Source organism: Modestobacter sp. I12A-02662 (assembly GCF_041028325.1).
GTDB lineage: Bacteria > Actinomycetota > Actinomycetes > Mycobacteriales > Geodermatophilaceae > Modestobacter.
In genome coordinates, this window is record NZ_JABGDE010000002.1 from 104,225 (window position 1) to 128,090 (window position 23,866).

Sequence of the window (23,866 nt, forward strand, 5' to 3'; positions counted from 1 at the left end):
TCATCGGGAGTGGATCACCGGCGGATGGTCCGCCCGACCGGAGTGTCGAGCAGCCATTCGCCGATGATCAACGGGGACCGCGATGGTCACAGCCAGGGCAGCGACAACACCTGGTCCAGGTCGTCCGGGGCCTCGCCGTCCCGCACCAGCCGGTTGGGCTGGCGGTGGCCGCACCGCGTGCAGCGGTGCACCACCTGCCAGCCCTTGCCCGACTTCTCCACCAGGCCGATGGGCTCCATCGGCTGGCGGCAGTCGCTCGCCCGGTCGCCCGGCTCGTCGTCGACGTGCAGCGACCACAGGCACCGGGGGCAGTGGTTGCGGTAGTGCCCGTCGGTGTTCGCCGGTACCGGGGCCTGGCAGTGCACGCAGACGAAACCGGTGTTCTCGGCCCGGCGGGAGCGGGCGCGCACGCCGGTTCCCGCGGCGCTCAGGGGACGAACGGCTCGACGGCGAGGACCTTCACGGAGATGTCCTTGCCGTTGGGCGCCGTGTACGTGACCGTCGCGCCCGGGTCGGCACCGATGATGGCCGCGCCGAGAGCGGACTCCGGGGAGTAGACGGTCAGCTGCGTCGTGCCGGCGATCTCCCGGGACCCGAGCAGGAACTTCTCGGTGTCGTCCTCGTCGTCGTCGAACGCGATCGTGATGACGGTGCCGACCGCGGCGCGGGACGCCGTCGTGGGCGGCTCGCCGACGCGCGCCTTGCGCAGCAGGTCGGTGAGCTGCCGGATCCGGCCCTCCTGCTTGCCCTGCTCCTCGCGGGCCGCGTGGTACCCGCCGTTCTCCTTGAGGTCGCCCTCCTCACGCCGGGCGTTGATCTCGGCAGCCATGGCCGGACGGTTCGCCACCAGCTGCTCGAGCTCGGCCTTCAGCCGGTCGTGGGCCTCCTGCGTCAGCCAGACGCCCTGGTCCTGCTCGTCAGTGGGGGTGGACACGGATGACTCCCAGTGCTCTTTGCGTGGCCGGCGGTAACTAGCCGCCGGTTTGGTCAATCCGGGCAACCTAACACCCATCCCGAGGGGGTCGCATCGATCGGTACCCCGGCCGGGCGGGTGCAGCCGGGGCAGTGGCCGGTCCCACTCCAGGCCCTTCGACGCTCGCGCGGGCTCGGGGGACAATGGCCGCGTGACCCAACCGGACCAGTTGCGCCTGCTCGCGGTGCACGCGCATCCCGACGACGAGTCCAGCAAGGGTGCGGCCACCATGGCCAAGTACGTGGCCGAGGGCCACCGCGTGCTCGTGGCCACCTGCACCGGTGGGGAGCGGGGCTCGGTGCTCAACCCGGCCATGGACCGCCCCGAGGTGTGGGAGCGGATCGCGGAGATCCGCGAACAGGAGATGGCCCACGCCCGCGAGATCCTCGGCGTCGAGCAGGAGTTCCTCGGCTTCGTGGACTCCGGGCTGCCGGAGGGCGACCCCCTCCCGCCGCTGCCGGAGGGCTGCTTCGCGCTGCTCCCCACCGAGGAGGCCGCCGCGCCGCTGGTCGAGCTGATCCGCAGGTTCAAGCCGCACGTGATCACGACCTACGACGAGCGGGGCGGGTACCCGCACCCGGACCACGTCAAGGTGCACGAGATCACCGTGCACGCCTGGGACGCCGCCGGTGACCCGGACCGCTACCCCCATCTGGGCGAGCCCTGGCAGCCGAGCAAGCTCTACTACCACATGGGCTTCACGCTGCCGCGCACCAAGGCGCTGCACGAGGCGATGCTGGCCACCGGCGCGGAGTCGCCCTACACGGAGTGGCTGGCCAACTGGGACCCGGCCCACGACATCAGCCACCGGGTCACCACCCAGGTGCCCTGCGCGGAGTACTTCCCGGTGCGTGACGCCGCGCTGGTCGCGCACGCCACCCAGATCGACCCGACCGGCCGGTGGTTCTCCGTGCCGCTCGACCTGCAGACCCAGACCTGGCCGACCGAGGACTACGAGCTGGCCCGGTCCGTGATCGAGGCGACCGTGCCCGAGGACGACCTGTTCGCCGGGCTGCGGACCGCGGAGCGTGCGGCGTGACCGGCGCCTGGGTGGCCGTGCTGGCCGCCGCCGAGGAGCAGCTCCCCGAGGACGTCGGCAAGGGCGGCCCCTTCGGGCTGCTGCTGATCGTGCTGCTGCTCATCGCCGTCCTGCTGCTGGGCCGGTCGATGGGCCGGCACCTGAAGAAGGTGCCCGCCAGCTTCGACCCGGCCGACCAGGTGCCGGACAGCCCTGCGGAGCTGCTGGAGCAGCCGGCCCCTGGGCAGGAGCTGCTGGACACCCTCCGCCGCGCGCCCCTGGCCATCGAGCCGCCCCGCGACGACCAGCCCGGGACGCCGGGCCACCCCCGGTCGACGACGGACTGAGCGCGCGCAGGACCTGCCGGCCCCGTGACCGGCAGGTCCTGTGGCGCACCGGCCCGGGGGCCGGGTTGGGGTCACCAGCGGTGGGCCACGTCGATGACGAGGCGCGGGCCCTCGCCGGAGCGGGGCACGCCGTCCAGCGTGAGCACCCGGAAGGGGAGCCGCGCGCGGACGCCGAGCCCGACGGTGGTCTGGCCCTCGAACGAGCCCGCCCACGCGACCTGGCGGAAGGTCGTCCAGCCGCCGACGTCCACCAGCTCGGCGCGGTTGCCGGGCGTGTAGGTCGGGTTGCCGTACTGGTCGTGGGCGGGCGCCCGGACGACGATCTGCAGGTCGGCGCCGCCACGGAGCGGCACCACGCGGCCGGAGCCGTCCTCGACCACCCGACCGACGTAGCGCACGTCGTAGGAGCGGAACGAGATGTCCTGCCCGTTCAGGTCGATCACCAGGCGGTCGAAGCAGTCGTGGCGGCCGGCGCGGACGCCGGTGAGGACCTCCGAGTCGGTGCCGGTGCCGACCTCGGCGAGCGAGCCCCAGGTGATGCCGCAGTAGGGCGCAGCCGCGGCGGCCGGGGTCACCAGGCCGGCCAGGACCGCGGCGACCGCGGTCAGGACGACCATCAGGGTGGAGCGGGGGCGGGGTCGGTTCACGGGTTCCTCCAGGTGTGATGCGAACCACCCAGAGCATCCGTGGACACGCCGGGCCGATACCAGATGTCGGCCACGACCACAAGCTATGAACCGCATCGCATCGACTGTCAGATCTGTAGTGGAAGCCGCGCGTCCTGACGCAGGGCACGCACGGGATGTCCGTCCGTGGCGCTGCCAGGCGGTCCTCGGGTCGGAGGGTTCTTGATGAGGGCCGTGCGGGATGGACCTGTCAGGATCGGGACGGCAGGTCCGTCGAGCGTCGGGAGCGCATGGTGGCTACGCGGAGGTCGGGGGCTGGTGCTGCGGCACGCTCGTCCCGGCCGGACGAGGTCGTCGGACGGGACAAGGTCCTGCGCACCGCCCTGCAGCTCTTCCTCCAGCACGGGTACGCCGGCACGAGCATGAAGGCCATCGCGAACGACCTGGGCGTCTCCGCCCCGGCGCTGTACTGGTACTTCCCCTCCAAGGAGGAGATCTTCGCCAGCGTCATCGAGATGGCCGTCGCCGACTTCTGGTCCTCGGTCAGGGACTCGCTCACGGACGAGGACCCGGTCGGCCGGCTCGGCCAGCTCGTGCGTGCCCACGTCTCGTGGCAGCTGAACCAGTCGGACGTCGCGCGCACCTTCGACGTCAACATGACCATGCGCCAGCTGGCCAGCGAGCTCCCCGAGGACCGCGCCAGGGCCATCGTCGCGATCGAACGCGAGTACGTCGACGAGCTGCGCTCGATCCTGGCCGAGGGGGACCGCCGGGGGCTGTTCCGGTTCGACGACCTCAAGGTGACGGCCTTCGCGATCACCACCGTCTGCGAGTACGTCCACACCTGGTTCAACCCCGCCGGATCGCTGACGGTCGACGGCGTCGCCGCTCACTACGAGGCCCTGGTCCTGCAGATGGTGGGCGCTCGACCCGGCGTCGACGGGTAGCGAGGGGTTGCTCCCCCCTGGGCACGTCCGGCCGGTCGTCCCGCGGACGCCGACCGGCCGGCGTGGTCGTCGGCGACCCGTCGGGCTGCCCGGACGGACCCCTTGACACGCCCGAGTGCGTTACCTCACACTCCGCCTTAATGAACGGTAAGTAAGCGGTCCGTCGAGGCGCACACCCAGCGTCCCGGTCGCTCCGTGGCCGACACATGGCTGCTGGGCGCGGTCCGCCGCCCTCGTCGGCTGCGCAGCGGCAACCGCGGAGGCATGCACCGCTGTGCCGGCTCACGTGGCCGGTCCCGCCCATCCCGCCCGCTCGGAACGGCAAAGGAAGCCACAGATGGCTCAGGACAGCGACATCGCGCTCAGCGTCAACCCGGTGGTGGCCCGCTCAGGGCAGACGGCCGACGAGGGAGGTGCGACGCGGCTCCGCGGACACATGGGTGTCTTCGACATCGTCTTCACCGTCCTCGCGTTCAATGCGCCGCTCTCGGTCTTCGTCGGGTTCATCACCGTGATCATCGGCTTCGGCAACGGTCTCGGCGTGCCGGTCACCTACCTCGGCGCCGGGCTCCTCATGATGCTGTTCGCCGTGGGGTTCACGGCGATGAGCCGGCGCCTGCCCAACCCGGGCGCCTTCTACGCCTACATCACAGCGGGCCTGGGGCGCCCCCTCGGCCTGGGGGCGGCCTTCGTCGCGCTCGTCTCCTACCTCTTCATCCTCGTCGGCGGGTACGCGTTCGGTGGGCTCTCCTGGCAGGCCCTCGTCCGCGACGTCCTGGGTGGGCCGGACCTGCCCTGGTACCTCTACACCGGCCTCGTGATGGTGATCGTCGGTGTCCTCGGCTACTTCCGCATCCAGTTGTCCGCGCGGATCCTCACCGTCTTCATGTGCTTCGAGATCGTCGCGATCGTGGCCTACGACCTGGTGGTGCTGGGCCGGGGCGGCGTGAGCGGTGTCAACCTCGAGTCGTTCGCCCCCTCGAACATCGTCTCCGGTTCCATCGGTCTCGCCGTGCTCTTCGGCATCGTCTGCTTCTCCGGCTTCGAGGCCACCGCGGTGTTCCGCGAGGAGGCTCGTGACCCCGAGCGGACCATCCCGCGGGCGACCTACCTGGCCATCGCGCTGATGGCCGGCCTCTACGCCCTGTCCAGCTGGGCCATGGTCATCGGCATCGGCACGGACACCATCGTCGCCGACTCGGCTGCCGACCCCACCGGCACGGCCCTCGGCACCGTCGCCGTCTACCTGGGCACGATCAGCCTCGACGTCATCACCGTGCTGCTCTGCACGAGCATCTTCGCGGCCAACCTGGCCACCCACAACGTCACCGGCCGCTACATCTACTCGCTCAGCGTCGACCGGATCTTCCCCAAGGCGCTCAGCGTGGTGCACAAGACGGAGGTCTCCCCGCACCGCGCCTCGATCGCCACGTCCGTGATCAGCCTCGTGGCGCTGGCCGGGTGCATCGTGGGCAAGGGGGAGGCGACCACGCTGTACGCCGTCCTGGTCGGCATCGGTGGTTACTCGCTCATCCTCCTCCTGCTGCTGACGAGCCTGTCGGTCGTCGCCTACTTCCGCCGGACCGGCGATCCCGAGGTCACCCTGTGGCGTTCGCTGGTGGCGCCGTCGCTCGCCTCGGCCGGCCTCCTGGTGGCGTTCGTCCTCGCCACCCAGAACGTGGCGGCGATGATCGGCGGCAGCCAGGGGATGGCCGACTTCCTCATCGGGCTGTTCCTCGGGCTGCTGGTCCTCGGGGTGGTCGTCGCGTTGGTGCTGCGGTCGCGGCGCCCGGACGTGTACCGCCGCATCGGGCGGCAGGACATCTGACCTGCCGCAGCCCCCGGTGCCGACCTCTCGTGGGTCGGTACCGGGGGCTGCCGTGCGTGTGGCCGCAGCACCGGTCGAGCGGTCCAGGGGCGAATGGCTCGAGCGGGACCCGTGCGGCTCTAGCGTCCTGAATTAACGTTAAGTAGACTGATGTGGACGAGGTCGGCTCGGAGAGAGGCAGTGCCGCGATGACGAACATCGACTGGGAGCGCGTCCAGGCAGGTCTGGATCGTGAGAAGCACAAGATGATCTGGCGCCCCTACGGCGCTCCGGAGATCATGAACCTCGAGACGTCGGCGTTCCACGACGGCCAGATCTCCGAGCCCTGGGACGTGCCGCAGAAGATGATCGTCTCGGTCGCCATCACCGGGGCCTTCTTCCAGCACAAGCAGAACCCGAACCAGCCCATCACCCCCGAGGAGATCCGCGAGTCCGCGCGCGAGGTCGCGCTGGCCGGGGCGAGCGCGCTGCACATCCACGTCCGCGACGACCGGGGCTACAACGTCCTGTCCCCCCGCCGGTTCCACGAGGTGATCGCTCCACTGCACAAGGAGTTCCCCACCATGCCGATCGACGGCTGCCTGGTGCCGGCGCTCGCGGGGGAGTGGGAGACGATGGAGGCGGTGATGGCGTCCAAGCTGCTGGACGCCGCGCCGATCAACGCCACCGCCACCTACATCGGCGACTCGCTGTTCGTGAAGCCGGCACCCGTCATCATGGAGAAGACCCGGCTCATCAACCAGCACGGGTCCACGCCGGAGATCGCCGTCTACACGGATGCCGACGTCGCGATCGCCAAGCGCTTCCTCATCTCGAGCGGCCTCATCGAGACGCCGGCCCTGTGGCTCGTGCTGCCCGCCCTCCCCGGTGGCAGTCCCATGGACAACACGCGGCAGATGATCGAGGGGCTGACCAGGATCGTCTCGTCCATCCGCGACGTGGACCCCGAGGGCCTGATCATGGTCTGCGCGGCCGGACGCGCGTCCACCCACCTGGCCACGCAGGCGGCCCTCATGGGTCTGCACATCCGGGTGGGCATGGAGGACACCTACTACAAGTGGCCGCACCGGGACGACATCCTGACCTCCAACCTCGAGGCGCTGCAGCTGGCGCAGAAGATCGCCGAGGTCACGGGCCGCGACATCGCGACCCCGGAGGAGGCCCGAGCCCTGATGGGCCTGCCCGACACCCATGAGTTCAACGGGGACGGCAGCGCGCTCGTGGCGCTCGGCTGAGGCGCCGGCCGGGGACCGGAGCCACGCGGTGACGACGATCCGTCCCTCCGGCGCACCCGTCGGTGCGCCGGAGGACCGGTCCGGTGCGGGGACGGGCCGCAGCGACAGCCGGGCGCGCATCCTCCGGTCCGCGCTGGGGCTCTTCGCGCGCCACGGCTACGACGGCACCAGCCTGAAGGCCATCGCCGGCCAGGTCGGGGTGTCCACGCCGGCGCTGTACTGGCACTTCGAGTCCAAGGACGAGATCTACCACGCGGCCGTCGAGCAGATGCTCGACGACTTCCTGGACGCCGTGCGCGGGACCCTGCGGGCACCCGAGCCGCTCCCGCGGTTCCGCGAGCTGGTGGCGGCGCACGTCCGCTGGCAGCTGGAGCGGCGCGAGGAGGCCGGGGTGTACGCCCAGACGATGGGCATGCGCCAACTGGCGGCCAGCCTCTCGCCCGAGCAGCGGGACCGCATCCTGCAGATGCAGCGGTCCTACCTCGAGGAGTGGCGCACGATCCTCGCGCGCGGAAGGGAGGACGGGGTGTTCGACTTCGCCGACCTGCGCACGACCGCCTTCGCCGTGATCAGCCTCTGCGAGTACGTGCACACCTGGTTCAACCCGGAAGGGGCGCTGTCCGTCGACGCGGTCGTCGACCTGTACGTGGACCTGGCGCTGCGCATGGTCGGCGCGGAACTCAGACAGGAGGTCGCATGAGCAGGGACCCCGTGGACGGCGGTGCGGCATCGAACGGACCGGTGGCGGTGGTCACGGGCGCCGCGTCCGGGATCGGCCGGGCCACTGCCACCGCACTCGCGGTGCGGGGGCACCGGGTCGCGCTGCTGGACCGCGACGGCCCGGGCGCCTCGGCCCTGGCCCGGGCGCTCACGGACCAGGGGACGGACGCGCGGGCGTACGTCTGCGACGTCACGGACACGGCCGATGTCGAGGCCGCGGTGTCCGACGTGGGCCGCCGATGGGGACGGATCGACGCGGTCGCGGCCTGCGCCGGGATCGAGGTGCTCGGGGACGTGGCATCCCTCAGCGACCAGGCCTGGAACCGTGCGCTCGACGTCAACGCCGGCGGCGTCCTCCGGTTGGCGCGGGCGACCGTCCCGTTCCTGGTGGAGACGCGCGGGGCGTTCGTGGCGGTCGCCTCCGACGCGGGCGTCACCGGGGCCCAGGGGTACGCGGCCTACGCCGCCTCGAAGCACGCGGTGGTGGGTCTCGTCCGCTGCATGGCCCTCGACCACGGCCCGGCCGGCGTCCGGTCCAACGTCGTGTGCCCGGCCTTCGTGGAGACCCCGATGGCCGAGCGCATCTTCGCCGACAGCGACCCGGGCGAGCGGGACTTCTACCGCAGGGCCGTGCCGCTGGGCCGGTTCGCCCGTCCGGAGGAGGTCGCGAGCGCGATCGTCCACCTGCTGAGCGCGGAGGCCAGCTACAGCAACGGGATGGTGTACCGCGTCGACGGCGGCTCGACGGCCGGCTACTACGTCGGGAACGCGGCGGGCTGACCCGGCCGGGGTCCGGCTGGCCGGGGGTCAGGTGGGCTGGTGGTCGGCCCCCAGGCCGGGGCCCCAGGTCGGCTCGAAGGGGACCGAGCGGTCCTGCGCGATCCAGCGTGGCTGTCCGTAGATGCCCTGCCCGCCGTCCACGGTGAGCGCGGCGCCGGTGATCCACCCTGCCTCCTCCGAGGTCAGGAAGGCGGCTGCGTGCGCGACGTCGGACGGCGTCCCCAGTCGGCCGGCGGGAGTGAGCCCGACGAGCTCGTCCCGCACGCCCTCGGCGCTCAGCATCGGCGCGGTCATCGCCGTGTCGACGACCCCGGGGAGCAGGGCGTTGGCCCTGATGCGGTACACGCCGAGCTCCGCCGCCATGGTGCGGACCAGGGGCAGCAGGGCCGCCTTGGTGACGCAGTACGCGCCGACCTGGTCGGCGTGGTTCTCGGCCAGGTTGGAGGCGACCACGACGATCGAGCCGCCGCTGCGTCCGCGGGCCATCAGCCGCGCGGCGGCCTGGCAGGTCAGGAACGTCCCCGTCAGGTTCACGTCGACGTGCCGGCGGAACGTGGCCGCCGGCATGTCGAGGAAACCGCCGAACTTGGCGTACCCGGCATTGGCGATCAGCGCCCGCGGGACCCCCCACCCGGCGATGGCCGTCCAGGCCCGGTCGACGTCCTCCGGCCGGGTCTGGTCGGCGGCGAAGACGCGCAGGCGGTCCGCCTGGTGGTCGGCCGCCCCCGCCACGGACGCGGCCTGGTCCTCCGTGCGGTCCAGGGCCGCCACCCGGCAACCCAGGGACAGGTAGTGGCCGACGAGCGCGCGCCCCAGCTCGCCCGCGGCGCCGGTGACGACGACGAGGTCGCTCACGCCGACGTCCCCCTCGGGACGGCTGCTGCCCGGCGGGCGATCTCGGTGGCGGCCTGCTCGGTCCACCGGTGCAGTGCGACGTGGTCGTCCGTGTCGTACTTCAGGGTGATCCCGGTCAGGGAGAGCTCGCCGTCGGCGATCGCGGCGAAGTCGGTGTCCGGATCACTGGTGCGCGGGGGGTCCTCGTCGCGATCGACGCCGAAGGTGTACCAGCCCTCCCCGTGCTCGTCGGTGTGCCCTCGGACCAGGCCACCGCGTCGCCACGGCCGTTCCCCGAGCCGGGTGGCGCGCGCTCCTGGTGCGCCGTCCACCGAGCCGGGGGCGTTGAGGTTGACCAGCGTGCGCGGTGGCAACGCCGCCTCGGCGATCAACTCGACGAGCTGCACGGCGCCCCAGGCGGACCAGGTCCAGTCGTAGCCGCTGCGGTCGACCAACCGGAACCGGCCGTCGCTGGACTGCTGGGAGACGGCGATGGCCGGGAGCCCGAGCAGCGCCCCCTCCACGGCGGAGCCCACCGTGGAGGAGTAGGTGGTGTCGTCGCCGAGGTTGGCCCCCTCGTTGATGCCGGAGACGACGACGTCCACGTGCTCCCCGAGGGAGCTGAGCAGGGCCACGCGGACGCAGTCGACGGGCGTGCCGTCGCAGCGGTACACCGGGTTCTCCGGGTCGTCCTCGGCGAGGGCCACGTTCACGGGGCGCCGGAAGGTGGCGCTCCGCGAGGTGCCGCTCCGGGGACCGTCCGGCGCGACGGCCAGCACCCGGTGCCCCGCGGCGATGAGCGCGGCCCGGGCAGCGGTGAAGCCCGCCGACCGGTAACCGTCGTCGTTGGTGAGGAGGACCTTCACGGTCGGCCTCCCACGAGGTCGGTGAGCGTGGCCCGGTCCGGGCGGAGCACCTCGGCGCCGGGAACGGTGGTCGGTCGGCCGGTGACGGCCCACTCGGCGGCCGTGAAGCCGGCGATCGAGCCCATCGTGACGCCGACCCCGCCGAGGCCGGTGCAGCTGATCACGGTGGGGTCCTGCTCGTGGGGCCCGAGGATGAACCGGCCGTCCGGGCTGAGCGGGTACAGGCCGGTCCAGCCGGGCTTGAAGCCGAGGTCCTCGACGAGGAAGCGCTCGGTGAGCGCCTCGGCGACCTGCTCGAGGTAGGCGTCGGAGCCCCGGCGGCGGTAGTCGTCCGGGTCGGCGACCCCACCCTCGTCCTGGACGACGTAGGTGTGCATCCCGGCGATCAGCGAGTCCGGACCGTCCTGGCGGAAGTACAGCCCCTCGCCGGTCATGCCGGGCATGTAGAGGTTGGTCATCGGGACCACGTACGGCAGCGGCCGTCGCAGCTGCACCTGCACGACCTCGTGGACCTGCGGCACGAGGGGCACCCGGACGCCGAGCAGCTCACCGACCCTGCTGCCCCAGGCGCCGGCTGCGTTGATCACCACGTCGGCGGCGACGTCGCCCTCCGTCGTCCTCAGCCGGTGCCCTCCCGGCGTCCGTTCGTGCCCGACGACCTGGGTGCGGGTGAGCAGCCGGACGCCGGATGCCCGTGCCTCGTCGAGGAGCGCGGAGCAGAGCAGGTGCCCGTCCAGGTGCCCGTCGTCCGGCCCGTGGAGGCCGCCGGCGAGGTCCGAGGTCACCAGGTCGGGAACCAGCTCCTGCAGCGCGGCGCGGTCCAGCAGCAGGGAGTCCGTGGCGCCGAGGTCCCGCTGGACCTGCCGGGCCGCCGCCAGCCGGGCCATGTCGGCGTCGGTGTAGGCGACGCGGACGTTGCCGATCCGCGCGAGGTGGAGGGTGCCGGCGGCCTCGAGCCGGAACAGCAGCTCGCGGGCCCGGATGCGGATCTCGATGTCCAGGGGATCGACGGTCTGGATGTTGTAGACGCCGGCGGACAGCCCCGACGAGCCCCCGCCGGGGTGCCCGGCCTCGATGAGGGTGATCTCGTCGGCACCGAGCTGCGCGGCGCGCAGCGCGGCGCCGCAACCGGCCACACCGGCGCCGATGACAGCGATGCGGGGGGCGCTCACGGGGTTCCTCCGGGGGTCGCGTGGGGCTGGGCGAGGGTCTCGAGGATGTACAGGTTGGAGACGGTGCCGCCGTCGACGACGAGGTCGGTCCCGGTGATGCCGGCGGCTGCCGGGGAGGCCAGGAACGTCACTGCGGCGGCGACCTCGTCGACGGTGACCATCCGGCGGAGCGGGACCCGGTCGAAGGCGGTCTTCATCCGCTCGAGCTCGGCCGGGCTGGTGGCCTCGACGGCCATGTCGGTCAGGGTCCAGCCGGGGCTGACCGTGTTGATGCGGATGCCGCGCGGCCCGAGCTCCGCGGCCGCGGCGCGGGTCATGCCCAGCAGGCCGGTCTTGGCGGCGGTGTAGCTGGCGAACGGGCCGTCGGCGCCGTGGGCGTCGATCGAGGCGATGGTCACGACCGACCCACCCGCGGTCATGCGGCGAGCGGCCCGCTGGGTGGTGAGGAAGACGCCGGTGAGGTTGACGGCGAGCACCCGCTCCCACGACTCGAGCGAGATGTCGAGGAAGGCGGCCTCCTCCGCGATGCCGGCGTTGTTGACGAGCACGTCGAGACGGCCGTGCTGGTCCACGACGCCGCGGAACAGGTCCTCGACGTCGTCCTCCTGCGTGACGTCGGCGACCGCGGCGCTGACCCGGCTGGACCCGAGCTGCTCGACGGCGGCGTCGAGGGTGGCCTTGTTCCGCCCCGTGACGACCACGTGCGCTCCCTCGCGCAGCAGGTGCGCGGCGATGGCCAGGCCGATGCCGCGTCCGCCACCGGTCACCACGGCCACCTGGCCGTTCATCCGCTCCATCTCAGCGCGCTCCGACCGGGTCGAGCTGACCGGCGACCAGGTCCCGGATCCGGACCCGTTCGGCGCGCTGGCCGCCCCGGAGGCGGTGCAGCTCCAGCCCCCCGCCGCCCCGGCTCACCCGGCGCAGCGCCGTGAAGAAGTCGACCGGGCGGAGCAGCTCCGGGGCGAAGACCCCGGCCTCCGGCGTCAGCCCCTCCAGCAGGAGCAACGTCCCCGCGGCGGCGGGGACACCGGTGGCCTCCGCCATCTCGGTGTCGGCGCCCGAGGAGAACCGCAGCCCGTCCCCGTCGGTGTGCACGTCGATCTGCAGGCCGCTGCCGATCCGCGGTGCCGGCGGACGGGAGTCCCGGTACCGGCTGAACACCTGCACGGCGGCGTCGGTGGTCGCCGGCAGGTCGTGCACGCCGTCCGGCCGGCCGGGGTCGACGCTGTAGGCCAGACCCCAGGCGATGAGCAGGGCGTCGGCCGGTGTGATGGCGCCGAAGTTGCTGCTGCGCGCCACCGGCAGGAACCGGGGGACGGTGATCGGCTCCGGGTGGGCCAGCCGGAGGACCTCCTGGCGGCCGACCGTGCCCGGGAACTCGACGATCCGCCGGTCCATCTCCCCCCAGCCGGCCACGGGCGTGACCGAGCCATCCGGCGCCACGAGGGTGAAGCAGTGCCAGAAGTGGCGGACGGCGGCGTCGGTCATGTCCCCGATGTCCACCGTCCAGCTGATGTCGACGTCGCCTGCCTCCCCGAGCGCGTCGACGGCGGCGCGGATGAGCACGTTGGTCGTCCCCGGGGACGAGCCCATGCCGATCAGCGCCCGGACCCCGGCTCTCTCGGCGGCGGCCGTCCGGTCGAGCATGGGGATGGTGACGTCGGCGTCGTCGCAGATGTCCAGGTAGTCCGTGCCGGACTCGATGGCCGCGTCGAGGACCACCGCCCCCGTCCGGTAGTAGGGGCCGGCCAGGTTGACCACGAGGCGGGCGCGGCTGAGCAGTTCCCGCAGCGGCCCGGGTTTGTCGAGGACGTCCAGGGTCGCCGTGTCGAGACCCAGGGCCCGGGTGGCCGCCTCGGCTCCCGGTCGCCACAGCCGGTCCACCGCCAGCCAGCTGCTCAGGTCGGCCCCGCGGGAGGCGCCGACGAGCATGGCCTGGGCCTGCGAGCCGCCGGCGCCGATGACGACGACGTCGTGCCGCCGGCTCACCGGTCGGCTCCGGCAGCGGCGCGGACGGCGGCGGCGACGGCGCGCCGGTCGACCTTCCCCGAGGCGGTCCTGGGCAGGTGCTGCATCACGATGAACTCCTCGGGGATGGCGTAGTCGGGCAGCCGGGCCCCGAGGCGTGCTCGGGTGGACCGCTCGTCGAACTCTCGGCCGGGGCGGACCTCCAGCGCGGCGAGGACGCGGTGCTGGAGGATCGGGTGGGGGAGGGCGAAGACGCTGGCCTGCGCGACCTCCGGGCAGGTGGCGAGCACCGACTCGACGGAGGCGGGTAGCACCTTCTCGCCGCCGCGGTTGATGACGTCGTCGAGGCGGCCCTCGACGTGGAGCCAGCCCTCGGCGTCGCAGCGGGCCAGGTCGCCGGTGCGCAACCACCCACCCGACAGCTTGGCCGCGGTCGCCTCGGGGTCGTCCCAGTAACCGGTCATGCGGGTGGCGCCGCGGACCCACAGCTCGCCGACCCGGCCCGGGTCGACCTCCGCGCCGCCGTCGTCGACGATCCGGACGTCGACGTCGGGGACGGGCCGGCCGATCGACTCGCCGCGGGCCTCGACCTGGTCCGGCGGCAGCAGCGTGACGACGGACGTGAACTCCGTCAGCCCGTAGCCGTGCACCAGGCGCATCCGCGGCCACCGCCGGCGCAGCTCGGCCGACCAGGCGGCCGGCATCGGCGAGCCGCCGTAGAGGACCGTGCGCACGCCCGAGAAGACGGCGTCCGCGCCGTCGGCGACCATCAGCAGGCGGATGATGCTCGGCACGGCGGTGAGGTACGTCGAGCCGAGTTCCTCGAAGGCGGCCACGGCGTCGCGGGTGTGGAACTCCTCGAGCAGGTCCGTGCGGCCGCCCACCGCCAGCATCGTGGCCAGCTGGTCGACGAAACCCGTGTTGTGGAACAGCGGGACCAGGACCCGCGTCGAGTCGTCGGCGCCCAGGCCGAGCTGCTCGGCGAAGGTGCGGGCGCAGGCCCACAGTGCGCCGTGCGAGATCACGGCACCCTTCGGGCGGCCTGTCGTCCCCGAGGTGGAGCTGATCAGCGCAGGCGCGTCGGGTGCGCAGACCTCGGCGATCGGTGGGAGCTCGGCGGCCACGGGCCCGTCGTCGGCGCCGGCCAGGTCCAGGACGGGCGCCGTCCTGACCTCCGCGGCGAGCCGGCGGCGTTCCTCGTCGACGAGGACGACGGACGCCCCGAGGGCGGCGGCGTGCTCGCCGAACTGGGCCGGGCTCAGCCGGGTGTTGGTCGGGACGGAGACCGCGCCCAGCCGCAGGGTCGCCAGGTGCGCGTACACCCACCAGCGGGTGTTGCCGCCGGCGACGACGACCCGGTCCCCGCGGCGGACCCCGGCGCGGTGGAGCCTGGACACCGCGCGCAGCACCTGCTCCCGGAGCTCGCGGTAGGAGTCGGCGCCCCAGTCGCCGGTCAGCGCCGCGGCGTCCGGCGTCGTGACCGCCCAGTGCTCCAGCGCGGCGGGCACCGACGAGGGGAGATCGGTCATCAGAACAGCGCCCCCTCACGGATCGTGCGCGCCGTGTGCATCAGCTCGTCGAAGTCGCAGTCGACTGCCCGCCGGGCCTGGTCGAGGTTCTGGGCGGCGTAGCCGCGGTAGGTCCACCCGTCTGCCGGGGCCGTGTGCGCTCCCAGGATGGGCTCGGCCATGTAGGCCCACATGGCCTCGCGCACGCCGGCGACGAAGCGCATGAGCTCGAGCCGGGCGCGCTGCCCGGCGTCCGCCCCGGGGTCGTAGGAGGTCACCAGCTCCTCGGTCTCGGTGGCGTCAAGGGCGAGCTGGCAGGCGAAGGACGCCAGCTCGAAGGCGACCCAGCCGACACCCGCGTAGTCGAAGTCGACCAGGGTGAAGTACTCCGCGCTGGACCGGAGGAAGTTGCCGGGCACGCAGTCGCTGTGGCAGAAGCCCTCGGGCGCCTGCCGGGTGCGGAACATGGCCTCGATCCGGAGGACCTTCGCCAGCAGGTCGTCGGTGTCCGGGGGATAGTCCGCCTGCTCGGCGAACCCGAACTCGGCGAACGTGCGGAGGTCGTCGAACGGCGAGAACCGGCGGCCGCTCGTCGAGCCCGTGTTCAGCCGCCGCAGGGTCCGGGCCACGACCGGGATGGCGCCGTCCCGGCGCAGCGCCTCGTGCGTGAGCACCGGACCCTCCACGAAGCGGGACAGGTAGTGCCCCTCGGGCAGACGGGTGGCGAGCACCTCCGGGGCCAGCCCGAGCGCAGCCGCGTCCCGCTGCGCCTGGATCGACGCGGCACGGTCGACGCCCCAGCGGGCGCTCTCCGGCATGCACAGGCGCAGGGCGTAGGCGGCGTCGTCGGTCTGCAGCGCCAGGTTGACGTTGCTGGCGCCGCCGGCCAGCCGGCGGACGTGGACCTCGTCGCGGAGGTCCAGGTGCGTCCACTCCGCCATGAGGTCCTCGACCTGCCGGCGGACCGGATCCGGCACGTCCTCGGCGTAGACGAAGCGCACGGCGGTGCGGCCCGGGGCGGTGCGCGTCACCACGACCGGCCGTGCCCGATGGCGACGTGCTTGAGGTTCGTGTGCTGCTCGACCGCGTGGATGGAGAGGTCCCGGCCGACCCCGGACTGCTTGTAGCCGCCGAACGGCATCTCCGCGGCCGTCGGCCCGTGCTCGTTCACCCACACCGTGCCGGCCTGCAGCTGGGCCGAGACGGCCATCGCGCGGTCGATGTCCCGCGTCCACACCGAGGCGGCCAGTCCGTACCGGACGTCGTTGGCCTGGGCGACGGCGTCGTCCTCGCCGGAGAACGTCGACACGGTCACCACGGGGCCGAACAGCTCGGTCTGCACGATCTCGTCGCCCTGCTGGACGCCGGTCAGGACGGTCGGGGCGTAGAAGGCGCCGGGGGAGTCCGGGACGGTCGCCCCGGTGACGACGGTCGCGCCGCTGGAACGGACGGCGCCTTCCACGAAGCCGGCGATGCGGTCGCGGTGGCGGTGGCTGACCACGGGGCCCATGTCGACCTGCGGGTCGAGGAAGCCGTTGCCGACCACCATGCTCTCGGCGACGTCCCGCAGCACGTCCAGGACGTCGTCGCGCCTGGCCTCGCTGACGTAGACCCGGGTCGCGGCCGTGCAGTCCTGTCCGGAGTTGCGGAACACCGCGCCCTTGACGACCCGCGCGAACTTCTCCAGGTCGGCGTCGTCGAACACGACGACCGGGGCCTTGCCCCCGAGCTCGAGGTGGACCCGCTTCATGCAGTCCGCGGCCAGCCGCATGACGGCCTTGCCGGTCTCCGTGCCCCCGGTCAGGGAGACCATGTCGACGCCGGGGTGAGCCGCCAGGGTGGCCCCGGTCCCCGGCCCGGAGCCGGTGATGACGTTGAGCACGCCGGGCGGGAGGACGTCCTGGGCGATCCGGGCCAGCAGCAGCGAGGTGAGCGAGGCCTCCAGCGGCGGCTTGAGGACCACGGTGTTGCCCGCGGCCAGGGCAGGCCCGATCTTCCAGCTCGTCAGGCCCATGGGGTAGTTCCAGGGGGTGAGCGCGGCGACGACCCCGATCGGCTCCCGGCGCACCAGGCTGGTCAGGCCCGGCTTGTACTCGCCGGTCGCGGCGGCGGTCATGGTGCGCGCGGCTCCGGCGAAGAAGCGGTACTTGTCCGCGGCCGATCCCATCTCGGCCCGGGCGTCGGCCAGCGGCTTGCCCACGTCGCGGGCCTCGAGCTCACCCATCTCGAGCGTCGCTGCCTCGAAGGCGTCGGCGAGACGCAGCAGGTGCGACGCGCGGTCCCGGGGCGGCAGCCCGGCCCAGCCAGGCAGCGCCCTGCGGGCGGCGGACACGGCGGCGTCGATGCCGGCGCGATCGGTCTCGGGCAGGCCGGTCAGCCGGTTCCCGGTCGCGGGCTCGATCACGTCGTGGTCGTCGCCGGGTCGGTAGGGCTCACCGCCGATCAGCGGGGTGAGAGCGCTGAGGTCCACGGGGGTCGTGGTGGTCATGTCGTCTCCGTCCGAGGGTGGGAGGGGTGCGCCCACGGGTGGTGCGCCGCCCGCGTGGCACGGGGGCGCGTGTGGTCAGAAGATCGTGGTGATGAGGCCCGCGGGGAAGCCCCCGTCCCGATCGGCGAGCTCGAAGAAGAGATCGAGCGCCTTGCGGTGCGGCAGGACCTCCACGCCGGCCGCACCGGCGGGCGCCCCGCTCTCCAGCAGCGTCAGGGCCGCCACGGCGGCGCCCAGGCCGGTCCCGCGGTACATGGGGGCGGGGTCCCAGATGGTGTGCGCGGCAACCGGCCGGTCGCCGTCGAGACCCATGACGTGGATCATCGTGGTCGCCTCGGCGGGGGGTCGTTCGCGCCGATCGTGGCGTTGCCACAGCAGGCGCCACAGGAACTCGGCCGGCTCGATGCTCTGGTCGCCGTACTCGAGCCGGACGTCGGTGTAGCCGAACCCGATCCGGCCCAGCGTGCTGAACGCCGCGTTCGCCCAGGCCGGTGCCAGGGCCCCCTTGCACCCGACGTACCGGAGGTGCGGGAAGCGGCGCGGCAGGGTGAAGGGCTCCGGATGCGTGGTGTCGTAGGCCTCGGTGGGGCCGACCGGCGCCGGCAGGTCGTACGTGGCCGCGGTCGCCGGCACGAAGCCGGGGGACTGCTGCATGCGTCCGTCCCGCCAGATGGGGCACGGCGTGACCGCCATGTGCAGCATGTGGCGCAAGGGGGCGAGGCCGCCGGGGTCGGGCTCGTGCGTGACCCAGACGACCTGGATGCCGTCGACCTCGCTGTACTGCTCGATGAGGTCAGCGGCGAGCCAGTTCGACACGCCGGGGGAGTTCCCCGCCCCCGTGAGGACCGGCACCCCGGCGCGCTGTGCCTCGTCGTCCAGTTCGAGGATCGCCGTGGTGGCCTCGACGTCGTCGGCGATGTCGACGTACGCGGCCCCGCTGGCGATGGCGTGCCGGGCTGCCCGGTCCGACCCGGCGAAGAAGGGGCCGGCGAGGTTCAGCACGAGGTCGGCGCCAGGCAGGGGGAAGTCCTCCGCCGTCACGTCGCCGACCACGCCGGCCACCCGCAGCGGATCCAGGGCCTGGGCAGCGGCCACCGCGCCCGGGTCGCGGTCGACCACGGTGACGGTGAGCTCGGGGAGCCGCCGGAGCAGGATCCCCAGCGCGCTCCGGCCCATGTGGCCGGCTCCGATCAGGAGAGCGGTTCGCCGCACCTGCTGCCCCTCTCTGGCGTTCCCTAATGACTGTTAATTAAGGTATGGATCCGGAGGAGCGGTGTCAATGGGCTCGTGTGACGAGGCAACTCCGCCGCTGACGGCGCGGAGCGGTGGGGACGGGTCGTCACGCGGGGCCGGCGCGGATCAGGAGAGGAGAGCCCCATGCCGACGGCTGGTCCAGGGAAGGGAGCCCGTCGCGCCTACGCGGCGAGGTTGTGCTGCGGCGCCGTCCTCGCCTACGAGGCCCCGACCTTCGTCCCGCAGGTCGGGGAGGAGGTCCCGTGTCGTCGGCACGGTTCCTGCCGGGTGGTCGGGCGCGATGCGGGCGATGGGCGGGGGGCGGGCAACACCGTCCGCGCCCTCCGCGGTCGCTCCCAGGGTGAACTGGTGGACTTCCTGTCCCTGCGGCCGGTCACGACGGTCCACACGCTCCGGCGGCACCGGTTCACCTTGCGGGTGGTCGCTGCGGCCCAGCGGGACGGCCTCCTCGACGTCGATCTGGTCACTGGCCGGGTGGCTCTCCGTCCGGCCGCCGGGAGTCCGTGAGCCGCCCTCCCGGCACGTCTCCAGCGCACGAGGTGGCCGTTCGGCGGACGGGGGTGGTGGTCGCGGGTCAGGGTGCGCCCTGGTCGCGGGGGGTGCTCATGGGGTCGACGAACGGTCGTGGTGGACGACCGCCGGACACGGCGCGTGCGCGGCGACGTGCCTGCTCACCGAGCCGAGCAGGAGGCCGGCGAAGGCACCGCGGCCCCGGGATCCGACGACCAGCAGGTCGGCGTCGGTCGCGGCGCTCAGCAGCGCGTCGGCCGGATGGCCCTCGACGACCTCCTGCACCACCCCCGTGGCGTCCTCCTCGCCGAGCGCGCCGGCGACGGCTGCGGCGAGGGTGTGGGAGGTATGCCCGGCCCAGTCGGCCTCGGGCCGGACGGTCAACCCGGAGCCGAGCGGCACGCGCCAGGCGCCGACCGCGTGCACGGCGGAACCGGAGAGCCGGGCCTGCCGGGCCGCCCACCGCAGCGCGCGCTGCGACTCGTGCGATCCGTCCACCCCGACGACGATCCGACCGGTGGCGGTGCGGCGCTCGCGGACGACGACGACCGGACAGGTGGCGTGGGCGAGGACGTGCTCGCTCACCGAGCCGAGCAGCAGGCCGGTGACGCCGCCGTGGCCGCGTGAGCCGACGACGAGCAGACCGGCGTCCCGGGCCGCGTCCAGCAGCACCTTCGCGGGACGGCCCTCGACCACGTGCTGGACCACCGGGCCGGAGCCGGGTCCACCCAGGGTGCTCTCGACCGTCGTCCGCAGCGCCTCGGCCGCGTCCCCGCGCCAGTCGGACCCCCCGATGACGGCCGCGTCCCTGGACAGCGGCAGGCCGAAGGAGATGACCGCGTGCAGCTCCTGACCGGTCAGCCGGGCCTGCCCGGCCGCCCAGCGCAGGGCCTGCTGGGACGACGGGGAGCCGTCGACCCCGACCACGACCGGGCCGACGGGTTGCTCGTCGACGGTGGGGACGCTCACGAGGACCTCCGGTGCGGGGTGGGCGGTCGGTGCCGAGGGCCGTGGACGACGACCGGCACGGCCCCGTTGGACCCTCCTGCGTCGCGGGCCGGACAGGGCCGAAGGTCGTCACCGGCCGGCTCGCACGTCTAGCCGGCCAGGCAGCTGGACGAAGGTCCAGGGCTGGGTGTTGTGCACCGACGGTGCCTGCCGGCCCTGGTCGGCCGCGTACTCCAGGGCCTCGAGGACGGGGTTGTCGGGATGCGGGTGGGGCGTCGTGCTCATCGCCGGGCCCGCCCGGACGTCGACAGCGCTGTACCGACCGGCTCCGGGACCACGGGCTGCTCCTCCTCCGGATCAGCGGACGGCCACCCTCTCGCACGCTGCGCCGCGTCGCAACGCCCTCGCACCGGCGCCCGGCATCCGTTCGCGGGAGGACCAGCGAGGGAAGGGACGCTCCATGTCGAACCGTCTCGCCGGCGCCACGAGCCCGTACCTGCTCCAGCACGCGGACAACCCGGTCGACTGGTGGGAGTGGGGTGAGGAGGCGTTCGCCGAGGCGCGGGAGCGCGGCGTCCCGGTGCTGGTCTCGGTCGGCTACGCGGCCTGCCACTGGTGCCACGTCATGGCGCACGAGTCCTTCGAGGACGAGGAGACCGCGGCGCAGATGAACGCCGGTTTCGTCTGCGTCAAGGTCGACCGGGAGGAGCGCCCGGACGTCGACAGCGTCTACATGACCGCCACGCAGGCGCTCACCGGGCACGGCGGCTGGCCGATGACCGTCTTCACCACCCCGGACGGCGCCCCGTTCTACTGCGGCACCTACTTCCCACCCCGTCCGCACCCGCAGATGCCGGCCTTCCGGCAGGTGCTGTCCGCGGTCAGCGAGGCGTGGGCCACCCGCCGCGAGGAGCTCGAGCACGCCGGCACGCGGATCGTCGAGGGGATCTCCAGCCGGCTCGACCTCGGGACGCCGACCCCGCTCTCCGCGGACCTCCTGGACCAGGCGGTGGCCCGGCTGGCCGACGACGCCGACCGGCGGCACGGCGGCTTCGGCGGCGCCCCCAAGTTCCCGCCGTCCATGCTGCTGGAGTTCCTGCTGCGGGCGCACGCCCGCCGCGGCGACCAGAACACGCTGGGCATGGCGGTGCACACCGCGGAGGCGATGGCCCGCGGCGGCATCTACGACCAGCTGGCCGGCGGATTCGCCCGCTACGCGGTCGACGCCGGATGGGTGGTGCCGCACTTCGAGAAGATGCTCTACGACAACGCGCTGCTGCTGCGCGTCTACTCGCACCTGTGGCGCGCCACCGGGCTGGACTGGGCCCGCCGGGTCGCCGACGAGACCGCCGGCTTCCTGCTCCGCGACCTGGGCACCCCGGAGGGCGGGTTCGCCTCCGCGCTGGACGCCGACACCGACGGCGTCGAGGGCCTCACGTACGTGTGGACGCCGGAGCAGCTGGTCGAGGTCCTCGGGGACGACGACGGCGCCTGGGCCGCCGAGGTGTTCACCGTGACCCGCAGCGGCACCTTCGAGCACGGTGCCTCCACCCTGCAGCTGCTGCGCGACCCGGACGACGCCGACCGGCTCGCCCGGGTACGCGCGGCCCTCGCCGGGGCGCGGTCCCGGCGACCGCAACCCGCGCGGGACGACAAGGCGGTGACCGCCTGGAACGGGCTGGCGATCGCCGCGCTGGCCGACCACGGCGCGCTCACCGGGGACGCCGAGCTGGTCGCCGCCGCCCGGCGGGCGGCGGAGCTGCTGCACGACGTCCACTGGGTGGACGGGCGTCTGCGGCGGGCCTCCCGGGACGGGGCGGTCGGGGCGCACGCCGGGGTGCTGGAGGACTACGGCGACCTGGCCGAGGGCCTGCTCGCCCTGCACGCCGCCACGGCCGAGGGACGGTGGCTGAGCTGGGCGGGTGAGCTGCTCGACGTCGTGGCCACCCAGTTCGTGGCGGCGGACGGGCGCTGGCACGACACGGCGGCCGACGCCGAGGCCCTCGTGCACCGGCCGTTCGACCCGGCCGACGGGCCGACACCGGCCGGCATCGCCGCGGCCGCCGGTGCCCTCGTCGGCTACGCGGCGCTCGCCGGAGCTCCCGACCACCGGGCCCGCGCAGAGGAGGCGCTGGCCTCGCTGGCCCGGCTGGTGGGGCAGGCGCCGCGGGCGGCCGGCTGGGCTGCCGCGGTGGGGGAGGCGCTGCTCGCCGGCCCCCTGGAGGTGGCGGTGAGCGGGCCGGCCGGCGCGGAGCGGAACGCGCTGGCCGCCGCCGCGCGCGCCTCGACCAGCCCCGGGGCGGTCGTCGTCGCCGGCGAGCCGGACGAGCCGGGTGTGCCCCTGCTCGCGCAGCGGCCGGTGGTCGGCGGCCGGCCGGCGGCCTACGTCTGCCGCGGGTTCGTCTGCTCGGCACCGGTCACCGACGTGTCCGCTCTGAGCGCAGCGATGACCGGCCCAGCCAGCTGATTACACGATTACAGTAATGGTGTCGCCGCAACCGAGGAGGGCACCGTGCACGGACACCGTCACCACCGCTTCCCGCCCGAGGGCTTCCCGGGCATGGGCCGAGGCCGTGCGCGGGGCCGCGCGGCGGACGCGCCCCCGCCGGTCGAGCGCGCCGAGGTCGCCGGCTGGTTCGCCGGCCGGCTGCCCGACGAGTGGTTCACCGGTCCGGTCGAGCTGGTCATCGACCGGGACGAGATCACCGTCGTCGGCGCCGTCCCCGAACCCGACGCCGGGGAGGGCGACCCGGCGGCCGCGCGAGCCGGCCGGATCGCCCGGTTCCGCGAGCAGACCCGCGGACAGCGCATGGCCATCGCCGACGCCGCCCAGGACCGCTACGGGCGGTCGGTCGCCTGGGGCGCCAGCTGCGGCGACGTCCGGGAGCTGTTCACCACGCTCTCGGTGCCGGTCATGACCCGGCTGCGCCAGCCCGAGCGGCTGGTCCTGGACACCCTCGTCGACGCCGGGGTGGCCCGGTCCCGCTCCGAGGCGCTGGCCTGGGCGGTGCGTCTGGTGGGGCAGCACGCCGACGACTGGCTCGCCGAGCTGCGCCAGGCCATGGCGTCGGTCGAGGAGGTCCGGGCCCGCGGTCCGCAGGTCGGCTGATCCGGCGGGCCCCGGATCGGCGGGCGGGGTGCCAGGGTGGGCCGATGACCGGTCTCCTGGGCACCGCCTACCGCGACCTGTCCGACCTGCTGTCCGCGCTGACCGACGAGGAGGGCTGGCAGCCCACCGGATGTGCCGGCTGGACCCCGGTCGACCTCGGCTTCCACCTGCTCGGTGACGCCCGCCGGGCGCTGGTGGCGCTCGCCACGCCGGCGGCGGAGCCCGCGGACACCGACGCGGTGAGCTACTGGACGGCGTGGCGGCCCCCGTCGGCGGGGGACGACGAGCAGCTGTGGAGCACCCGGATCGCGGCCAGCACGCAGGGTGGGCTGGCCGCGGTCGCCGAGCGGTACGCCGAGACGGCCGCGGCCGTGGTGGTGTCCGCCGGGCGGGTGGGGGCCGCGGACCGGGTGCGCACCCAGGGACGGGTGCTGACCGTGGCCGACCTGCTGTCCACGCTCGTGGTCGAGGCCGCCGTCCACCACCTCGACCTGGTCGCCCACCTGGACCGCCCGGGGCCGGCTGACGAGCCGCTGGCCGAGGTGCGGCGCGTGCTGGAGGGCCTGGCCGGCGGCCCGCTCCCGCCCCGGTGGGACGACGTCACCGCCGCCCGCCGCGGCACCGGCCGGGAACGGCTCGACGCGTCCGACCGGATGGGCCTCGGCCCGGTGGCCGCCCGCTTCCCCCTGTTCGGCTAGGGCCGGGCCGGGTCGTCCGCGGTTCAGGGACACTGGG

25 protein-coding genes are annotated in these 23,866 nt (G+C 73.7%); 11 read left to right on the plus strand and 14 right to left on the minus strand.

What is annotated here, in order from left to right; genetic code table 11:
• Positions 1-86 precede the first annotated feature (86 nt).
• Entirely contained in the window at positions 87-410 is a 324-nt protein-coding gene (locus HL189_RS00845; RefSeq protein ID WP_369131800.1) for an RNHCP domain-containing protein, read from the minus strand.
• 17 nt (positions 411-427) lie between these two features.
• Entirely contained in the window at positions 428-934 is a 507-nt protein-coding gene (gene greA, locus HL189_RS00850; RefSeq protein ID WP_369131801.1) for a transcription elongation factor GreA, read from the minus strand.
• Positions 935-1,124: 190 nt separating this feature from the next.
• On the opposite strand from greA, the gene mca reads away from it, so the two are divergent.
• Together mca and HL189_RS00860 are read left to right on the plus strand one after the other, a co-directional pair.
• Positions 1,125-2,012: a mycothiol conjugate amidase Mca gene (mca, locus tag HL189_RS00855; protein ID WP_369131802.1), complete on the plus strand. Its 888-nt coding sequence runs from the start codon at positions 1,125-1,127 to the stop codon at positions 2,010-2,012.
• Positions 2,009-2,338, plus strand: a complete 330-nt coding sequence (locus HL189_RS00860; RefSeq protein ID WP_369131803.1) for a hypothetical protein — start codon at positions 2,009-2,011, stop codon at positions 2,336-2,338. Before mca ends, HL189_RS00860 begins: the two co-directional genes overlap by 4 nt.
• 71 nt (positions 2,339-2,409) lie before the next feature.
• Here HL189_RS00860 and HL189_RS00865 read toward each other — a convergent pair whose 3' ends face one another.
• Complete coding sequence (locus HL189_RS00865; RefSeq protein ID WP_369131804.1) at positions 2,410-2,985, minus strand: hypothetical protein; 576 nt, start codon at positions 2,983-2,985, stop codon at positions 2,410-2,412.
• A gap of 269 nt (positions 2,986-3,254) precedes the next feature.
• On the opposite strand from HL189_RS00865, the gene HL189_RS00870 reads away from it, so the two are divergent.
• The 5 genes from HL189_RS00870 (at position 3,255) to HL189_RS00890 (ending at position 8,474) form a co-directional block, all read left to right on the plus strand.
• Entirely contained in the window at positions 3,255-3,911 is a 657-nt protein-coding gene (locus tag HL189_RS00870; protein ID WP_369131805.1) for a TetR/AcrR family transcriptional regulator, read from the plus strand.
• Between the two features lie 337 nt (positions 3,912-4,248).
• Entirely contained in the window at positions 4,249-5,739 is a 1,491-nt protein-coding gene (locus tag HL189_RS00875; protein ID WP_369131806.1) for an APC family permease, read from the plus strand.
• 188 nt (positions 5,740-5,927) lie between these two features.
• Complete coding sequence (locus HL189_RS00880; RefSeq protein WP_369131807.1) at positions 5,928-6,974, plus strand: 3-keto-5-aminohexanoate cleavage protein; 1,047 nt, start codon at positions 5,928-5,930, stop codon at positions 6,972-6,974.
• Positions 6,975-7,002: 28 nt separating this feature from the next.
• Entirely contained in the window at positions 7,003-7,674 is a 672-nt protein-coding gene (locus tag HL189_RS00885; RefSeq protein ID WP_369131808.1) for a TetR/AcrR family transcriptional regulator, read from the plus strand.
• Entirely contained in the window at positions 7,671-8,474 is an 804-nt protein-coding gene (locus HL189_RS00890) for an SDR family NAD(P)-dependent oxidoreductase (protein ID WP_369131809.1), read from the plus strand. The genes HL189_RS00885 and HL189_RS00890 overlap by 4 nt, the downstream gene beginning before the upstream one ends.
• Positions 8,475-8,501: 27 nt before the next feature.
• On the opposite strand, the gene HL189_RS00895 is transcribed toward HL189_RS00890, so the two are convergent.
• From HL189_RS00895 to HL189_RS00935, 9 genes are all read right to left on the minus strand, one after another.
• A complete protein-coding gene (locus HL189_RS00895; RefSeq protein WP_369131810.1) occupies positions 8,502-9,329 on the minus strand; it encodes an SDR family NAD(P)-dependent oxidoreductase in 828 nt (275 codons plus the stop codon).
• Positions 9,326-10,174, minus strand: coding sequence for a 5'/3'-nucleotidase SurE (gene surE, locus HL189_RS00900; RefSeq protein ID WP_369131811.1), 849 nt, complete (start codon positions 10,172-10,174; stop codon positions 9,326-9,328). Before surE ends, HL189_RS00895 begins: the two co-directional genes overlap by 4 nt.
• Positions 10,171-11,346, minus strand: coding sequence for an NAD(P)/FAD-dependent oxidoreductase (locus HL189_RS00905; RefSeq protein WP_369131812.1), 1,176 nt, complete (start codon positions 11,344-11,346; stop codon positions 10,171-10,173). The genes surE and HL189_RS00905 overlap by 4 nt, the downstream gene beginning before the upstream one ends.
• Positions 11,343-12,134 (minus strand): SDR family NAD(P)-dependent oxidoreductase, encoded by a 792-nt coding sequence (locus HL189_RS00910; protein WP_369131813.1) that lies wholly within the window; start codon positions 12,132-12,134, stop codon positions 11,343-11,345. Before HL189_RS00910 ends, HL189_RS00905 begins: the two co-directional genes overlap by 4 nt.
• Before the next feature lie 10 nt (positions 12,135-12,144).
• A complete protein-coding gene (locus HL189_RS00915; RefSeq protein ID WP_369131814.1) occupies positions 12,145-13,335 on the minus strand; it encodes a saccharopine dehydrogenase family protein in 1,191 nt (396 codons plus the stop codon).
• Complete coding sequence (locus HL189_RS00920; protein ID WP_369131815.1) at positions 13,332-14,843, minus strand: class I adenylate-forming enzyme family protein; 1,512 nt, start codon at positions 14,841-14,843, stop codon at positions 13,332-13,334. The genes HL189_RS00915 and HL189_RS00920 overlap by 4 nt, the downstream gene beginning before the upstream one ends.
• Positions 14,843-15,853, minus strand: a complete 1,011-nt coding sequence (locus tag HL189_RS00925) for a phosphotransferase (RefSeq protein WP_369131816.1) — start codon at positions 15,851-15,853, stop codon at positions 14,843-14,845. The genes HL189_RS00920 and HL189_RS00925 overlap by 1 nt, the downstream gene beginning before the upstream one ends.
• Positions 15,850-17,310, minus strand: a complete 1,461-nt coding sequence (locus HL189_RS00930) for an aldehyde dehydrogenase family protein (RefSeq protein ID WP_369131817.1) — start codon at positions 17,308-17,310, stop codon at positions 15,850-15,852. Before HL189_RS00930 ends, HL189_RS00925 begins: the two co-directional genes overlap by 4 nt.
• Positions 17,311-17,385: 75 nt before the next feature.
• Complete coding sequence (locus HL189_RS00935) at positions 17,386-18,522, minus strand: saccharopine dehydrogenase family protein (RefSeq protein ID WP_369131818.1); 1,137 nt, start codon at positions 18,520-18,522, stop codon at positions 17,386-17,388.
• Between the two features lie 390 nt (positions 18,523-18,912).
• On the opposite strand from HL189_RS00935, the gene HL189_RS00940 reads away from it, so the two are divergent.
• The gene (locus tag HL189_RS00940; protein ID WP_369131819.1) at positions 18,913-19,071 is read left to right on the plus strand and encodes a hypothetical protein; all 159 of its coding nucleotides are present in this window, start codon (positions 18,913-18,915) and stop codon (positions 19,069-19,071) included.
• 96 nt (positions 19,072-19,167) lie between these two features.
• Here HL189_RS00940 and HL189_RS00945 read toward each other — a convergent pair whose 3' ends face one another.
• Positions 19,168-20,043 (minus strand): universal stress protein, encoded by an 876-nt coding sequence (locus HL189_RS00945; protein WP_369131820.1) that lies wholly within the window; start codon positions 20,041-20,043, stop codon positions 19,168-19,170.
• Positions 20,044-20,151: 108 nt separating this feature from the next.
• A complete protein-coding gene (locus HL189_RS00950; RefSeq protein WP_369131821.1) occupies positions 20,152-20,307 on the minus strand; it encodes a hypothetical protein in 156 nt (51 codons plus the stop codon).
• Between the two features lie 175 nt (positions 20,308-20,482).
• Between HL189_RS00950 and HL189_RS00955 the strand changes: the two genes are divergently transcribed.
• Genes HL189_RS00955 through HL189_RS00965 form a run of 3 tightly spaced genes read left to right on the plus strand, consistent with a single transcriptional unit; the run spans position 20,483 to position 23,829 of the window.
• On the plus strand, positions 20,483-22,489 hold the full coding sequence (locus HL189_RS00955) for a thioredoxin domain-containing protein (RefSeq protein ID WP_369131822.1): 2,007 nt from the start codon (positions 20,483-20,485) through the stop codon (positions 22,487-22,489).
• A 45-nt stretch (positions 22,490-22,534) separates the two neighbouring features.
• Positions 22,535-23,131 carry a hypothetical protein gene (locus tag HL189_RS00960; protein WP_369131823.1) on the plus strand — a complete coding sequence of 199 codons (597 nt, stop codon included), beginning with the start codon at positions 22,535-22,537 and terminating at the stop codon, positions 23,129-23,131.
• Between the two features lie 44 nt (positions 23,132-23,175).
• Positions 23,176-23,829, plus strand: a complete 654-nt coding sequence (locus HL189_RS00965; RefSeq protein WP_369131824.1) for a maleylpyruvate isomerase N-terminal domain-containing protein — start codon at positions 23,176-23,178, stop codon at positions 23,827-23,829.
• Positions 23,830-23,866: the final 37 nt, after the last annotated feature.